This is a genomic window from Alteromonas sp. ABH4_454, assembly GCF_056311775.1.
Window position 1 is genome coordinate 4,216,664 of sequence record NZ_CM149972.1, and the last position, 15,475, is coordinate 4,232,138.

Annotated in this window: 18 protein-coding genes; 12 read left to right on the top strand and 6 right to left on the bottom strand. The window is 42.6% G+C overall.

Features of this window, described 5'->3' with window-relative positions:
• Positions 1-83: 83 nt before the first annotated feature.
• Complete coding sequence (locus tag ACYX4W_RS18390; protein ID WP_476074148.1) at positions 84-719, bottom strand: DUF642 domain-containing protein; 636 nt, start codon at positions 717-719, stop codon at positions 84-86.
• 411 nt (positions 720-1,130) lie between these two features.
• Here ACYX4W_RS18390 and ACYX4W_RS18395 point away from each other — a divergent pair, with 411 nt between their 5' ends.
• The 5 genes from ACYX4W_RS18395 to arsB all read left to right on the top strand — a co-directional run bounded on the left by ACYX4W_RS18395 (position 1,131) and on the right by arsB (position 4,704).
• Entirely contained in the window at positions 1,131-1,811 is a 681-nt protein-coding gene (locus tag ACYX4W_RS18395; RefSeq protein WP_476074149.1) for a protein-tyrosine phosphatase family protein, read from the top strand.
• Between the two features lie 128 nt (positions 1,812-1,939).
• Positions 1,940-2,293 (top strand): metalloregulator ArsR/SmtB family transcription factor, encoded by a 354-nt coding sequence (locus tag ACYX4W_RS18400; protein WP_476075499.1) that lies wholly within the window; start codon positions 1,940-1,942, stop codon positions 2,291-2,293.
• A 130-nt stretch (positions 2,294-2,423) separates the two neighbouring features.
• A complete protein-coding gene (locus tag ACYX4W_RS18405) occupies positions 2,424-2,891 on the top strand; it encodes an arsenate reductase ArsC (protein WP_476074150.1) in 468 nt (155 codons plus the stop codon).
• 65 nt (positions 2,892-2,956) lie between these two features.
• Positions 2,957-3,640, top strand: a complete 684-nt coding sequence (gene arsH / locus ACYX4W_RS18410; RefSeq protein WP_476075500.1) for an arsenical resistance protein ArsH — start codon at positions 2,957-2,959, stop codon at positions 3,638-3,640.
• A gap of 23 nt (positions 3,641-3,663) precedes the next feature.
• Positions 3,664-4,704 (top strand): ACR3 family arsenite efflux transporter, encoded by a 1,041-nt coding sequence (gene arsB, locus ACYX4W_RS18415; protein WP_476074151.1) that lies wholly within the window; start codon positions 3,664-3,666, stop codon positions 4,702-4,704.
• Between the two features lie 85 nt (positions 4,705-4,789).
• On the opposite strand, the gene ACYX4W_RS18420 is transcribed toward arsB, so the two are convergent.
• Positions 4,790-5,188 carry a response regulator gene (locus ACYX4W_RS18420; RefSeq protein ID WP_025256222.1) on the bottom strand — a complete coding sequence of 133 codons (399 nt, stop codon included), beginning with the start codon at positions 5,186-5,188 and terminating at the stop codon, positions 4,790-4,792.
• A 179-nt stretch (positions 5,189-5,367) separates the two neighbouring features.
• On the opposite strand from ACYX4W_RS18420, the gene aceK reads away from it, so the two are divergent.
• The 3 genes from aceK (at position 5,368) to ACYX4W_RS18435 (ending at position 9,467) form a co-directional block, all read left to right on the top strand.
• Complete coding sequence (gene aceK / locus ACYX4W_RS18425) at positions 5,368-7,101, top strand: bifunctional isocitrate dehydrogenase kinase/phosphatase (RefSeq protein ID WP_476074152.1); 1,734 nt, start codon at positions 5,368-5,370, stop codon at positions 7,099-7,101.
• Positions 7,102-7,365: 264 nt separating this feature from the next.
• Positions 7,366-8,046, top strand: coding sequence for a response regulator transcription factor (locus ACYX4W_RS18430; RefSeq protein ID WP_474805288.1), 681 nt, complete (start codon positions 7,366-7,368; stop codon positions 8,044-8,046).
• A complete protein-coding gene (locus ACYX4W_RS18435) occupies positions 8,043-9,467 on the top strand; it encodes a HAMP domain-containing sensor histidine kinase (protein WP_476074153.1) in 1,425 nt (474 codons plus the stop codon). The genes ACYX4W_RS18430 and ACYX4W_RS18435 overlap by 4 nt, the downstream gene beginning before the upstream one ends.
• Positions 9,468-9,595: 128 nt before the next feature.
• Here the strand turns inward: ACYX4W_RS18435 and ACYX4W_RS18440 are convergent, their stop codons facing one another.
• Positions 9,596-10,156 (bottom strand): DUF3833 domain-containing protein, encoded by a 561-nt coding sequence (locus ACYX4W_RS18440; protein ID WP_474805286.1) that lies wholly within the window; start codon positions 10,154-10,156, stop codon positions 9,596-9,598.
• A 57-nt stretch (positions 10,157-10,213) separates the two neighbouring features.
• Positions 10,214-10,702 carry a chalcone isomerase family protein gene (locus ACYX4W_RS18445; RefSeq protein ID WP_476074154.1) on the bottom strand — a complete coding sequence of 163 codons (489 nt, stop codon included), beginning with the start codon at positions 10,700-10,702 and terminating at the stop codon, positions 10,214-10,216.
• Positions 10,703-10,978: 276 nt separating this feature from the next.
• Here ACYX4W_RS18445 and ACYX4W_RS18450 point away from each other — a divergent pair, with 276 nt between their 5' ends.
• Both ACYX4W_RS18450 and ACYX4W_RS18455 read left to right on the top strand, forming a co-directional pair.
• Positions 10,979-11,899, top strand: coding sequence for a 1-aminocyclopropane-1-carboxylate deaminase/D-cysteine desulfhydrase (locus tag ACYX4W_RS18450; RefSeq protein WP_476074155.1), 921 nt, complete (start codon positions 10,979-10,981; stop codon positions 11,897-11,899).
• A gap of 173 nt (positions 11,900-12,072) precedes the next feature.
• Entirely contained in the window at positions 12,073-12,318 is a 246-nt protein-coding gene (locus tag ACYX4W_RS18455) for a DUF4282 domain-containing protein (RefSeq protein WP_476074156.1), read from the top strand.
• 71 nt (positions 12,319-12,389) lie between these two features.
• Here ACYX4W_RS18455 and ACYX4W_RS18460 read toward each other — a convergent pair whose 3' ends face one another.
• The gene (locus tag ACYX4W_RS18460) at positions 12,390-13,202 is read right to left on the bottom strand and encodes a sterol desaturase family protein (protein WP_476074157.1); all 813 of its coding nucleotides are present in this window, start codon (positions 13,200-13,202) and stop codon (positions 12,390-12,392) included.
• On the bottom strand, positions 13,189-13,617 hold the full coding sequence (locus tag ACYX4W_RS18465; RefSeq protein WP_476074158.1) for an SRPBCC family protein: 429 nt from the start codon (positions 13,615-13,617) through the stop codon (positions 13,189-13,191). Before ACYX4W_RS18465 ends, ACYX4W_RS18460 begins: the two co-directional genes overlap by 14 nt.
• A 99-nt stretch (positions 13,618-13,716) precedes the next feature.
• On the opposite strand from ACYX4W_RS18465, the gene ACYX4W_RS18470 reads away from it, so the two are divergent.
• Together ACYX4W_RS18470 and ACYX4W_RS18475 are read left to right on the top strand one after the other, a co-directional pair.
• A complete protein-coding gene (locus ACYX4W_RS18470; protein ID WP_476074159.1) occupies positions 13,717-14,754 on the top strand; it encodes an AraC family transcriptional regulator ligand-binding domain-containing protein in 1,038 nt (345 codons plus the stop codon).
• A 184-nt stretch (positions 14,755-14,938) separates the two neighbouring features.
• On the top strand, positions 14,939-15,349 hold the full coding sequence (locus tag ACYX4W_RS18475; protein ID WP_476055961.1) for a hypothetical protein: 411 nt from the start codon (positions 14,939-14,941) through the stop codon (positions 15,347-15,349).
• Positions 15,350-15,475 lie beyond the last annotated feature (126 nt).

Here is a 15,475-nt window from a genome sequence, read left to right on the forward strand (position 1 = left end):
GAACCAAAGCGCAGATATTTTTTGAATGTAAAACAAAGGCCCGCATAAATGCGGGCCTTTTCGTAATTACTTCATATGTGAATTTACTTGGCTCTCTTGCGTCTTATCAGCGCCAAAGCCGATAGAGGTAGCAATATTGCTAAGCTTGCTGGTTCAGAAACAGAAACGCTGGAAACGCTCGCAGTAAAGCTAGGCGCTGCAGTTACCACGATATCGTCAACAAAATTGCCATAGGTTCCTGTATTAATGGTAGAGAAACGAATGGTAGTTAGAGCAGTTTGTGCAACAAAATCACCGTAGAACTCAGACCAGCTTTTAATGGCATGGTCATCAAACACCTGGCTGTATAAAACGCTATTGGTATCACTAAGTATGTCTAACTGGAAACTTTCTCCACTGCGTCGTGCTGCATAGGCAAATGACACATCGTAAGTATTTCCGGCCTCAGTAGAAAAAGTCTGAAAAATAGAATATCGACCGCCGTTTCCATTAGCATTTAGTTCAGCGTATTGGCTACCATCAAAAGCGTTTAAACGTTGAAAGTTATCCCATAACTCCATATTCGTGCCGCTCCAACCCTCTACGGTTCCAGAGGTAAAGGCTTTCCAGCTGTTACTTCTGATATCGTTATCTTCAAAACTACCATTTAATATCAAGTTAGCATGAGCGGACGTACTCACACCTAAAACTAAAAATAGAACTGTTAACCACTTGCTCATGTACTTCTCCAAAACCACGCGCGATTCTATAAGTATATTTTATCAAGTGGTCCAACCTGTGTATCTTATTCTTTAGCATGTCGTATAAAAGTATAACTAAATAACTCGGTGCTCTAATGCTTTGAGCACGGCTCTTGTTCTATCTCTCACGTCAGTATTTGATCTTCAACTGAAATAAGGCACCGTCTTTAAAGCCTAAGGCGGTAAAAAGCTGAGGGCTTAATCCAAAATATAACGGCAGTTATCTATGCTAGTGTTTTGGTCTTGTCGACCTTTATTTAAAATCAAAGGTCAACTAGCCCTAATTACAAAAGGGTGGCTTTACCGTTTGGACAACACGCAATCAAGTGTGTAACGTAAGACGTGGCAACATTGCCACCTTTAAACAGTGTCAACATTGAGCGCTAAATTATGAAAAAGCCCCAGCCAGCAGTAGATACAAGAATGAAAAAGTCACTATCGTTTAAAAAGCCTACATTTAGTTTTACTGTTACCGCTGCTTGTATCGGTCTAGGGCTAGGTTTAAGTGCACCTATGAACGCTCACGCTACAGCATCGAAAACAAGTGCCGACACGCAGGTTGAGACCACACCTACCCTTTCAACGCTCACTAACTACCAAAAAAACGCGCCCTTTATGTATTCTTCAGGCTTGCCTGATGCCTCTCATCTTTCTTTGTTAAAAGAGGAAGGGGTAACACACGTTATAGATTTGATCCCAGGAAATCGAGCGAGTGAGATTTTAACTACCTCAGAATTAGGCCTCGACTACTTTAATGTGCCCGTTGATTGGGAAGGCCCAACGCTCGCTAACTTTTTAAATTACGCAGCATTTATGCAAAGCGTAGATGTTAAGGAAGACAAGGTACTCACTCACTGTAAACTGAATTGGCGGGGTGCTGCTTTTACCTACCTTTATAGAATTAACGTACTGGGTGAAAGTGAACAAACCGCAAAGAAAGACCTTATGGCCATTTGGCACCCCAACCCTACATGGTACGCCTTTATGAACGAAGTTATCATCCACTACAATGGGGTAAACGGCAAACAAGTAGCGATGTCATTTGAGGCCGCCGTTCCTGAAAGCCAATAAAATTAAGCGCTTCCTTAGTTAGCTTTTAAACCACTTCATTTCTATTACACATATATGAAATTTCAGATGCGTTATTGACACATACGAAATTTCATATACGATATATCACATACGAAATTTCATATGTGATGTTTTTTATGTCGAATTGTTGTGAACCTGCGCAGTTAGCGCCCCTAGCATTTTTTAAATGTCTGTCGGAAGACACTCGCTTGAAGACGCTGCTTATGCTTAGTGTAAAAGGCGAGTTATGCGTGTGCGATCTCACCGATGCGCTCCAATTAAGCCAGCCAAAAATTTCGCGACATCTTGCAGATTTACGAAAATGCGGTTTAGTGCTCGATACCCGCAAGGGCAAGTGGGTGTATTACCAACTTCATCCTGACTTACCTGCTTGGGCGCTAGAGGTTATCAAAAACACGGCGTCGAATAATAGTGCATACATCGAAGAGCCATTAGCGAACTTACCCTGCGAGAATTGCTAACGCTCACATACTTTGATGTACATCACTAAGGTGGTTGCCCTTAGCACATTGCAAGCGGCTTACTTTTTAACTTTTTCAACTTTTTGATAGCTATTCAGAATAGCGTCAGCCATTTAAATAAGGTTTTTATATGAAGATTTTATACATTTGTACGCACAACCGTTGCCGCAGTATTCTTTGCGAGGCCATCACTAATGCCTCTAACGGTAATGTAGAAGCGCGCAGCGCGGGCAGTCAGCCTGTCGGTGAAGTTCACCCTCTCTCTCTTAAATACCTTGCAGAGCGCGGATTTGAGACCAACGGGCTTCAAAGCCAATCGTGGGATGAATTTGAAGATTATGGCGCTGACCTCGTTGTAACCGTTTGTGATTCAGCGGCGGGTGAGTCATGCCCCGTTTATTTCGGCAAATCGCTTAAGGTGCACTGGGGCTTAGAAGACCCGTCTAAGTTAGAAGGTAGCGAGCAAGAAAAAGCTGAAGCATTCAACAACACCATCAATATTATTGAAAAGCGTGTAGCGGCATTAGCAGAGCTTGCTGAGAAAAACTTAGATAAAGCAGCGCTTAAAGAGGCGCTATCAAAATTAGGCGCCCAGTAATGAGCAAAGGTCAATCAATGGAACAGGAAATAACAACAGCTGAAAGCCCCTCTGATAACGCAGTAATGGAGCAAATGCACAAGCCCATTATGGCAAACTTTGCAACAAGGTTTTCAGACCACAAGCCGCGCATTTTGTTGCTTTACGGTTCGCTTAGAGAACGCTCTTACAGCCGTCTAGTTATAGAAGAGTCAGCGCGTTTGCTTGAATACTTTGGCGCAGAGGCCAAAATTTTTGACCCTCGCGGTTTGCCGCAGCCCGATACTGAAGATGAATCACACCCAAAGGTTAAAGAACTGCGCGAGCTTATGATGTGGTCTGAAGGCCAAATTTGGTGCTCGCCAGAGCGTCACGGTAGCATGACCGGCATCATGAAAAGCATGATCGACTGGGTACCGCTTAGCCTTGGTGGCGTGCGCCCTACTCAAGGGAAAACGCTGGCCATTATGCAGGTATCAGGCGGTTCACAATCGTTCAATGCGGTGAACCAGATGCGCGTTTTAGGCCGCTGGATGCGCATGTTAACCATCCCTAACCAGTCTTCTGTGGCAAAAGCGTTTCTAGAATTTGAAGACGATGGTCGCATGAAACCATCACCTTACTACAACCGAATTGTAGACGTAGTTGAAGAACTGGTGAAATTCACATTGCTTACCCGCGACAACAAAGACTTTTTAGTTGATCGCTATTCTGAGCGCGTTGAAAGCGCAGAAGAAGTAAGCAAACGTGTTAATCAAAAATCGTTGTGAAATTAAGACAAAGGTGAGTAGAGATGGGTTTCTTTGAACGTTATTTATCAGTGTGGGTTGGCCTTTGTATTATTGCAGGGGTCGGCCTAGGCTATGCCTTGCCTGGCCTATTCGAGTCTATTGCAGCGCTTGAATATGCACACGTAAACCTTGTAGTGGCTGTACTTATTTGGCTAATGATATACCCAATGATGGTGCAAATAGACTTTGGCTCTATTAAAGATGTGGGTAAAAAGCCAAAAGGTCTGGTGCTAACCCTTGTGGTTAACTGGCTTATCAAGCCTTTCACTATGGCGCTATTAGGCTGGCTATTCTTTAAAGGTATTTTTGCCGACTGGGTAGACCCGCAAACCGCCACTGAATACATTGCAGGTATGATCTTACTTGGCGTCGCTCCTTGTACTGCCATGGTTTTTGTATGGAGCCACCTTACCAAAGGAGATGCTAACTACACCCTGGTTCAGGTATCAATTAACGACCTTATTATGGTCGTTGCCTTTGCACCGCTTACCGCCATGCTGTTGGGTGTAACAGATATCACGGTTCCTTGGGACACCCTGCTACTGTCTGTAGCGCTCTATGTAGTATTGCCGCTGGTAGCGGGTTATATCACGCGCCGCCACTTGGAAAACAAAAACGACAGCACACAGAAGGCAGGTTCAGGAAATAACGCGGTCGACGCGCTAGTAAGTAAATTTAAGCCGTTTTCCGTAATTGGGTTACTGCTGACAATTGTTATTTTGTTTGGACTTCAAGCAGAAACGATATTATCGCAGCCCCAAGATATCGTACTTATTGCGATACCCCTGCTTATACAAACTTACGGTATTTTTGCTATTGCCTACTTTGCCGCAAAGCGCATGAAACTGCCGCACAATGTAGCTGCACCAGCATGTATGATTGGTACGTCTAACTTCTTCGAGTTGGCGGTAGCCGTAGCCATTTCACTATTTGGTTTACACAGCGGCGCAGCACTTGCCACTGTGGTTGGCGTACTAGTTGAAGTGCCCGTTATGCTTTCGCTAGTGTGGTTTGCGAACAAAACGCGCCATTGGTTTGATTAAGCAGTGTTACCCCAGTCTGCACTGGTGACATTGCAAAAATAAAAAAGGGCGAGCCAATGGCTCGCCCTTCTCATTTTTTACATTATTAAACCGCAATGGGCGCTTTGTAAGTATCGGGAAGAATGAAACCAAAGCGTTGTAGAACCGACGTAAGTTCGTCGCGCTTAATTGGCTTTTCAATAAAACCTAATGCGCCTAATGACATCACTTTTTCTTGCATCAATGGCTGTATATCACCTGAAATAACAATAACAAAAGTCTCAAGTTTACGGCGTTTAATTTCGCTCAAAACGCTGAGACCGCCCAGCACAGGCATTGTTAAATCTAGTAATACAAGGTCAATAGTATGATGTGCTAATACTTCTAGAGCGTCCATACCATTTGACACTTCATAAATAGCTTCAGCGAACCCACTAGGCAAGTTACTTCTGGCCATTTTCCGTGCAAGTGCTGAATCGTCACAAATTAGAATATTAAAACCCATCAACTACAATCTTATAATTGGTTACTAATCAACCATTAGAATACATTAAACGAAAGTATAAGAAAATAATAAAAACATTGAATTATTGGCTACTTACTCGATAACTACACCAAACTCCCCTCTCTTAATAGCATGTTTTATGGTAGATATAAGGCGAAATAAAAAAGGAAAACATCCCTATGCAAGAGTTAGCTGCAAGCCAAGACAAAAACTTGGTGAGAAAAGTTGCCTATCAGATCCTGTCTCATTTCGATAAGAGTTACCGGTGGTTCACCCGAATTACACGGGGCGCTCAGGAAAGATTTGAAAAGGGTAATTGGAAAGAAACCCAGCTAGCCTCTAAAGAGCGCATTACCATTTATGAACAAAGCCTGTCAGATGCGGTTGCCGAAATTTATCAACTTACTCAGGTCCACCAAAAAGATGATGCTTTCTGGCAAGAGCTTAAAAAAGTGTTTGCGCTACAGCTAGAAGGCCACCCGCAGTTCGAATTGGCCGAAACCTTTTATAACTCAGTAATTGGCCGTTTGTTTAAGCACAGAAAAATAGACAACGACATGATGTTTGTCCTGCCTAGCCGCTGCTTTTTGCCGGGGCAAGACAGAGACAAAGTAGTCAATAGCTTTGACACCACCACTACCGTACGTGAAATGTACGAGTCGATATTCAAAATTTACCGATACAATATTCCGTTTGAAAACTTTGAAAGGGACTTACAAAGCCTTGAGACGGCCCTACGCGCTCGACTGAATAAAGAGCAACTAGCCAGTGTACAAGCCGTTGAGATCCTAAAGCCTACTTTTTTTCGTGGTAAAGCGGCTTATTTGATTGGTCGCATTTGTATGCCCGATGAAACCCTGCCGTTTGTCATCGCCATGCGAAGATACAACGAGCCACATATGTTCGTTGATGCCCTTCTGACCGACCGCAAAGACCTAAGCGTCATTTTTGGTTTTGCTCGTAGCTATTTTATGGCCGACACGCAAAACCCGGCCGAGGTTGCCGCTTTTTTACAAGAGTTATTGCCGAATAAAAAACACTTCGAATTATATATGTCGATGGGGCATTACAAACACGGCAAAACGGTTTTCTATCGCAACTTTTTAGCACACATGGACGAGACTGATGACAAGTTCGAAGCTGCGCCGGGAATTCGCGGCTTAGTGATGATGGTTTTCCATCTGCCCTCTTATGGCGTTGTTTTTAAAATTATTAAAGATGAATTTGCAGAAAGTAAGAAAATCACTCGTGACCACGTTAAGGAATGCTACAAGCTAGTAAAAATGTCAGACCGTGTGGGCCGAATGGCTGACACCCATGAATACGTTAATTTTAGGTTCCCGTTAAATAGGATTGAGCCTGAGCTTATTAGAGAGCTAAAAGAAACATGTGCATCGAGTTTAGAATTTACTGAGACAGAACTTATCATCAAGCACATGTACATTGAGCGGAAAATGACGCCGCTTAATATATATCTTCAAGAAGAAACCGACGAAGAAAAAATAACGCGTGCGCTCGATGAGCTTGGCTTATGTATTAAACAAATTGCTATGGCAAACATATTTCCTGGCGACATGCTACACAAAAACTTCGGCATTACCCGTCATGGTCGCGTGATCTTCTATGACTATGATGAAATTTGTTTAATGAACGAACGTAATTTCAGGGAGTTGCCAAAATCTGATGACCCCTATGCCATTGATTCACTTTCAGTAGCGCCTAACGACGTATTTCCCGAGCAATTCGAGCACTTCATCGTTGGTAAGAGAAAGTTCAAAGATATACTTAAGTCATTGCACGGCGACTTGATGACACCTGAGTACTGGCATGGTGTACAAAAGAAGTGTGCCCGTGGAGATGTGCAGCATTTTACCCCTTATAACCCGAGCATGCGCTTTGACAAAGGTGAATAGACTGGATACGTGAATAAAAAGCATCCTCCGTATCACCTTAAACTAACGTTCAAAGGGACATAGCGCTATATAAATAAGGACAAAATTTAGCTACATGCGAAAAAGCTTAAAAGTGATCGTTTTAAGTCGTATAGCTCGTAAAAGAGGCAAAGCGATATCGCTTTTTGACTGCTTGTTCTCGCTTGCTGTTTGTTAAATACCGCATATCGGTATCAGCAATGCCAAACAAGTGTGTGAATGTAGATAAATAGAAGAATCCTGATAATGAAAGTGCTACTTGTAGAAGATGATCCAAAGGTTGCCTCGCACATTGCAAATGGACTGTTGGGTGAAGGGCATGAATGTATTACTGTAGGTGATGGAACATCAGGCTACCAACAAGCCGCTAGTAACGAACTAGACGCGGTAATTTTAGACGTAATGTTACCCGAACTCGACGGTTTCACTGTGCTTGAGAAGCTTCGCGAAGAAGGTAACACGACCCCTGTTCTATTACTAAGCGCCAAGAGCCAAGTTGAAGATAAGGTTAAAGGCCTTCGCACCGGCGCTAACGACTATCTAACTAAACCCTTCGCCTTTGAAGAGCTGCTTGCTCGCGTTGAAGGTTTGGCTGGTCGCAATAAAGACGGCGATGACAAGACCTTGATAAAAGTTGGGGACCTCACGCTAGACTTAGTTAACCGTAAAGTATTGCGTGGCGATCAAGAAATTGATCTTCAATCAAAGGAATTCCAACTACTTGAATGTCTACTTCGTCATAAAGGTAAAGTTGTAACGCGGAGCATGTTGTTGGAGCAGGTTTGGAATTATCATTTTGACCCGCAAACTAACGTGATTGATGTTCACATTAGCCGTCTACGTCAGAAAGTGGATAAAGCGTTTAATGTTCCACTTATTGAAACCGTAAGAGGCACTGGCTACCGCATAGCGGACGAGCTTGCATGATAGCAATACGCGACTTTACGCGTAGTTCTAGTTTTCGCGTAGGCGTATTGCTCACCACCCTAGCTTGTATTGCCATTGTTTTAATTGTTTACTTTTGGCGATTAACGAGCAGTGACTTGTTTATTTCCGAGTCGAATGCTGCCGTTAATGCCAAAGCAAACGCGCTCGTAACTCTCTATGAAAACCTTGGTATTGATGCCGTTAAGTCGGCCATTGTAAACGATAATAACCACAACCGTTCTAGCGCGAAAACTCCCTCTCATTCATTCGAACATTTGCGATCCTTTGTCGTTCTGAGCAAAGATGAGCAAGTAGTTGCGGGGAACTTAGCATCTATCCCACTGGTATTAGAGCGGCACAAAGGGGCTAACTTTGATACTGCAGAAATTGTTATTACTCGGCCTAACAGCTCATCAAGGAAAACTTTGCGCCAAGCATTGATGAGGGAAGATGTACTTGGGGACTATACCCTCTATGTTGGGCGTGGTATCGATGACTTATATAGCGCGCAGTGGTTTGGCAAAACCTTTAGCTGGATCATTGTCGTGTTGCTTTGTGCCTTAAGTATTCTAAGCTTTGCTATTGCCGTGTATGTGGTCAATCGAATTAACCGCATGTCTCAAACTGCTGATAAGATTATAAAGACTGGCAACCTCGAAGAACGGCTAGAGATTGATAGCAATTGGGACGATCTCAGCAGTCTTTCCTTCGTTTTTAATCAAATGCTGGATACCATTGAAAGCTCGGTTAATAACATCAAGTCAGTCACAGACAGTATTGCTCATGACCTGCGCACACCGCTTTCAAGGCTTCGTAATACGCTAGAAAGAATTGAAGACGATCAGCTTCGAGAAGACACTACACAAGAAGCAGATAACCTGCTGAATATGTTCAACAGTTTATTGCGCATAAGCGGTCTTGAGACCACGAACAAAAAAGAGGGTTTCTGCAGTACCGATGCCCGAGCTATTGTTGAAGATGTGGTCGACCTTTACCACCCCCTTGCCGAGGAGCGCAATATTCAGCTGTCCAGTCAGCTTGAAAGCGTGACTATGCTTGCTGACCCTAACTTACTTTTCCAAGCTGTAGCCAACGTATTAGATAATGCTATCAAGTATTCAAATGAAAATAGTATGGTTGCGGTTCAGCTAATTACCACGGAAAAACACATCGTTATTGCCGTCAATGATGCAGGCATAGGCGTGGGTGAACACGAGATATTAAATCTAGAACGCCGCTTTTATCGCGCTGATGGCAGCAGAACGAGCAAAGGCAATGGGCTAGGCTTATCACTTGTCTCCGCAATAGTGAAGCTTCACGATGGGCAAACTTGGTTTGTGCACGACCCGCTAATGCAAGGACATGGTCTGGGTGTTGTTTTTTGTTTTCCGATTAATCTGCGTCAAAATCAGCTAGTCTGAATCAGCAAGTTGCAGGCACTATCTAGATATCGGGTGCGCTAAGTTGTACTCTCTAATTTTATTTTTCTGAATGCTGACCTATGGATGGTACAGGTCAGCAAACTTTCCAGATTTATATCTGTAAATTATCAATCAATTTGCTTTTGCATAAAGATAGTAACTTCTGCCATCACAATACCGAACTTACGAATGTACGAACGGTTCATCATGGTAGTGTCATCGAAAGCCCAAAACCAGTCATCAAATGTTACTGAATAAGTAGTATCATCTACCGGCAAATCCATCTGGTAGTGAAAATTGAAAGCGTTACCATAGCTCGTACCTTTTGCAGGACCATCAATATCACCCGCGTTACCGACAAAAGTGTTATCGCTTTGCTTTACTATTTTCCAAGTCCGAGATTCAGGCCCTTCACCTACGCCATAATCAAACGTTTCATCAAGTGTTAGGGTATTCCCCACTATTGAGCCATCAATGTTTACCACAAACCTTTGTACCACCTCACCTGAGCGGTTTTGTACTATGCCCCATGCCTTAACGTTTCCATCGAAAAACTGCTCAATATCAAAAACCGGAGATACCGACTGATAATCTTCACCATCGACCGACACAGAACATCCAGAAAGCCCTGCCATGGTCAATGCTGCAAACCCCACTCCTAAACACAACTTCATCATATTTTTTATCATTTTACTTATCCTGCTCAACTAACCCTGCTTGGGCTTTATATCTATAAAATCACTAAACTAATCTTTTCCGAGTAGCTTTCTTCTAAACTTAGGTTCCGATGTTTCATCACTTAACCAGATATCGAAAAAACGCTGCGTAAACGTTTTGTCACTTATCTCATCCGCTTTTTCGCCATTTACGTAAAACACGCTTGTGCCTTCTTTCGTTGCAATCCCTGTAATTACATCGCCCTCGCTAACGTCAGGAAAGATACGCTCCATTAGCGACAGCCATTTATCAGCATCATCGGCAGCGATATCTCCTTGCTTTTTCATTTCATCAATAGAGCGCTCGGCAATCTTTTTTCCTTCAAGATCCCGTTGGTAGGTCAAACGAAGTGCAAAAGGAGGCTGATCAGCGTATCTACCTTCAGAAGCAAAAAGCTCACCGGTATATACGTCCCAAAAGTAGTAAGAAAACATGCCTTTCCCCACTAGTTTCGCATTGGGAACATACTCATTAATGTTTTCTGAATCATACTCTTGCGCATAGGCGTTTTTTGACATGATGACAGCGCTCAGTGATATGGAAACAAACATAGCAAAGGTAAATGCCGCGGCTATTTTATTAACGTGAGACGTAAAAGAAGTGCTAGCGTTTTTTACGTAATGAAGAAAACCTGATGGGGTGTAAATCACAGGTTTTCGTAAAATAAAGTTTTTCTTAGTAACCATAAAAATGCTCTTATAAAGCGTAATAAAAATTACAGGTCTTTTATTGAATTTCTATCTGGTTATACTCTTGCCAATGTCCAATTGATCAACTGTCCCTAGGCTCTCATCGTGCTTTCCCTTGATGAATTTAAAACGTCACTCACTCTTCCCTCGCCTCTTATTCCTTTCAAACCGAACTGGGAGGGCGCAAGCAAGGTATCGCTTTATGTTAAGCGTGACGATGCTATTCACCCTGTGATGTCAGGAAACAAATGGCGAAAGCTAAGCCATGCACTAACTAGCCCTTTGCCAAACGCCGTCATCAGTTTCGGCGGCGGCTTTTCTAACCACCTTCATGCGTTGGGGTTTGCTTGTTACAAACTTGGAATTCCCCTTACCGCCATTATTCGCGGGGACTACAGTGCTTCACCATCGCCAATGATTAAGGACTTGATGCAGTGGAAGACTCGCATTGAATATGTAAACAGAATTACCTACAAAAAGCGTAACGATAGCGTCTATTTAGATGAACTAAAGCTGCAGTTCCCCAATGCGATCATCATTCCTGAAGGTGGAAGCCAGGCCCTGGCGCTTCAGGGGATAAAAGATATGGCCGATGAAATCGAGGTAGACTTTGATTTTATCGTTACGCCCGTCGCAAGCGGCGCGACATTGGCGGGAATTGTAAATGCATTAAATAAACGTAATAGTACAACGGCTACTGACTTTCGTTCTCGTTACAAAGCCATTGGCATAGGTGTACTAAAAGGTGAAGGCTATCTAGAGGGGTTGGTTGAGCAATTTCTTCCAATAACTAACCAAGCAAATTGGCATATTGATCATAGCTACCATTTTGGTGGCTACGCCAAAGCGCCAAGTGAGCTTCAAACCTTTTGCAACGATTTCAATAACACTATGGATTTTGAAATAGAGCCAGTTTACTCGGGCAAAGCTTTCTGGGCCGTTAAAGATATGCTGGCTAAAGGCAAGTTTGAGGACGGTTCACGCATCGTCGTATTGCACACGGGTGGTTTACAAGGTTCAAGGTAAAACCTTGTTATAAAAAAGTATTGTTTTAACTATGTATGAGTGATAAAACTAAATTCGTGGGCATGCTCACATCACTCATGAATAATAAATCAACGATAACAACAAGAAGTTTGTCGCAGGACGCGGCATAAAATTTAAAGCTTGCTACCTGCAAACTTCATCAAGGAATGATTATGAAAGATATTTTCTTCTTCGACTCAATGCTCACCCCTAAAATTATCACTTTCGTGTACTGGCTATTGCTTCTAGCGTCAGTGGTAAGTGGCGTAACAACAATGTTTGTAGGTTACGACGCAAGCTTCTTATACGGCCTATTTATTATCGTGTCTGGCTGTATTGGCGCAAGAATCTGGTGCGAACTACTTATCGTTCTCTTCAAAATTCACAGCAACCTTCAAAAAATTGCAAATAAAGAGTAGTGTTATGCGAATGCTATCGCTTCTTTAAATAGCGATAGCATTCCGTTTATCACTTAACTCAGACCTTTAATTCAATTTTCAACAGGATAGCCAAACAGTCTCTTAAACTTTGCTTTTACTCCTTTTGCCTGCTGAAGCTGTTCACGCAGCACGCCTAATTGACTGAAGTTGGCGCTGAGAGGATCGTCCTTAGGCATTTTTCCTACAATGCCGTACTTTATCGTTATCGTTTTGTCCTCTTTAGCGAAAGTGCCGAATAACTTATCCCATATAATAAGTACGCCGCCATAGTTTTTATCAATATAAGGCTTATTGGTTGCGTGATGAATGCGGTGATGAGTAGGCGTATTGAAGATATGCTCTACCCAGCCTAAATGACCAATCGTTTGCGTATGTACAAAAAACTGATAAGCAAGATTTATTGCGACAATGGCAAAGACCAGGCTCGGAGAAAAACCAATAAGTATCATTGGTACCCAGAACAGCCACATGCCCACAAATGGGTACAAAATACTTTGTCTAAACGCTGTGGTGAAATTCATTTTAGTTGAGCTGTGGTGCACCACATGGGCCAGCCAAAACCAGTGTATGTTGTGTGAAGCCCGATGAAACCAGTAGTACAAAAAGTCTTGTAGGATAAAACCCGCAAAAAGCGATACTGCCGTAAGTTCTATGTTAAATAAAGAAAACTGGTGCAGCCTAAGAAACAAAGGCATCAACAGTAGCAACACCAGAGCGTCAGAGCCCTGATGAAGCAGTGCAAGCAAAGCATTGTTCACACTGTCTTTTACATTATAGAACTGCCGTGCCTTTTTGAACTCCACAAAAACACACAGTAAAAAAACCGGGCTTAAGCCAAGTAAAATAAGTTCAACGGGGATCAAAACGTGCTCCTAACTTATTCAAACATTGCTCTACGTCGTTTTGTAAAAGGCGTGTCAGTAGCCAGTTGGGTATATACCAAGGCGCGCAACAGCTAATGCGATAAGAAACTTTGGTTAGGCTACCCTGTGCGGAAAACCTGATAACTCCCCGATGATCTTTTACTGGAAAGTCGTCAACAACACGATATTCAATACCATCTGTGTCTGCTTTCACAATCTCTTCTTTAAAGCTGACGCCTAGAATATTCACTTCTCTCACACAGCCCACTCCGCCACTGACTTCAGTATTATTTGCTGCCCTTAATACCTTAAACGAAGCGTTAAAGAAGTCGCTTAAATTTTGGTGGTCAAGCAGCGTATCGCGAAGCTCTCGTGGCGTTGCATTAATAACTTTCTGATAGTGAACGTCAACCATTTACAATGTGTCCTTTTCTTGTGGCTATTAGCATAAATTGACATTCATATATGATCTTGCGTTAATACGTCATGATTTTTGTTATTTTGCGACATAACCATGCCATCAGTTTCTTTTGCTTATATCCAAAGTATAGAAAGCTTTTTAATTAGCTTAGAGGTTGATGCAAAAGAAATGTCGCGACTCACGCAAAAGCATAGCTCACTTCCAGGTTCATCCCGTGTTTCCATGGAAGCCTACGTCGAGCTGTTAAACCAAGGTGCATCGCTCACCAACAATGCATTATTTGGGTTTGAGTTAGGCAAACATATTCAGGCAAAAGATTATGGAGTGTTGGGTTACCTCGTTGAAAGTTGCGAAAATTTAGCTCAAGCTATAAAGGCGCTTACTCGGTTTGATGCGCTAGTCGCTGATATCGGCACAACAAACGTACTTTTTGAGTCTAACAATGCCCGGGTTGAATGGGTGCCTAAAAGCCCAGATAACAAACAAATGGTGTTGCGCAATACCACTGCTTGGGTAGCAACCGTTTATAAAATATTGGGTTCAGCCTGCAAATTAAATGCTATTACCTTTACTTTCCCCTTAAGTACATTGGAAAAAAATACGTTAGCGCAGTGGTTTAACTGCGAGGTGATTGATTGCGCCCGCGCCAACGCCATTACCTTCCCCCTACACTTACTGCATGTGCCGTTTACCAGTGAAAATAAGGCTATGTTCAGCGCGCTTATAGAAGTGACAGAAAAAGAGATGAGCGAATGCAAAGGGGAACGATTTGCTCAAACTAACAAGCGCCATTTTTACCCTAATCCACGCGAAGATATCGCTCACAAAGTCGTTGCACTTTTAAAAGCCAACCCAACGCTAAAGGGGTGTGATCAAAAGCGTATGGCCGAAGCGCTATTCATAAGCCCGCGCACCCTGCAGCGAAAGTTGAAGCAAAGCAACACTAGTTTTCAGCAAATTCTTGATAGTGAGCGCAAATCTCGTTTAGACGACCTTCTTAAACAATACTCTATTGCCGACACCGCAGATTTATTGGGGTTTCAAGAGCAATCATCATTTACCCACGCGTTTAAAAAGTGGTTTTCCACCACACCGCTTAGGTATCAAAAACAGCTAATATCAGAAGAATAACCGTATTTCGTTATTAACCTTGCCGCACGCGTAATTGCGGTTTGAGAAAGGTGATGTGACTTATAATCTTTTAGTCTGAATAGGCAATTTTTTACTATCAAAATTTTGATTATTAAACTAATGTGACTGAGAACGCGTAGGTATTATCAGGTGTACAGCAACGCTAACTCACAGGAGATACGCTATGATCGACCGTCCAGTTACATTGCCAACGCAGTTAAATGCACTCGTGTCAAAGTCACTAAATCTATGTGAGCTTATGTTACCCGTGTGTGATGTGTTTTATCCTTTTGCTGCTATTTACGAAAATGGTCGCATCGGTTGTATTTTTGCCGACGAGTCTGGAACTAAAAAGCGCGAGTCACAGCTTATTGAACAGCTTCAGTGGCGAATAATCGATACCACAACAGATACAAATAGTTACAGTGTCTTAGTGTATGCTGCGGCAGTTAATACTCAAGACAGTAAAACCCTTGATGCGATTGCCATTGCAACTGCCACACCAAATCATGAAGAACGGCTCATACTTTATCCTTACTACAAGGTAGATGACAAAGTAGTCATTTCTCCGCCTATAGATACGGTAACGCGTTAGTGCAATACGGTAGTGAAAGCATTGTATTTCAAATTACCTAGTACAAACCGTGATCGGTTATTACAATAGCCTTAAGGTAGGTTCGCCAGTGCGTGCACTACCTTTTACATTCGTTGTTACGATTAA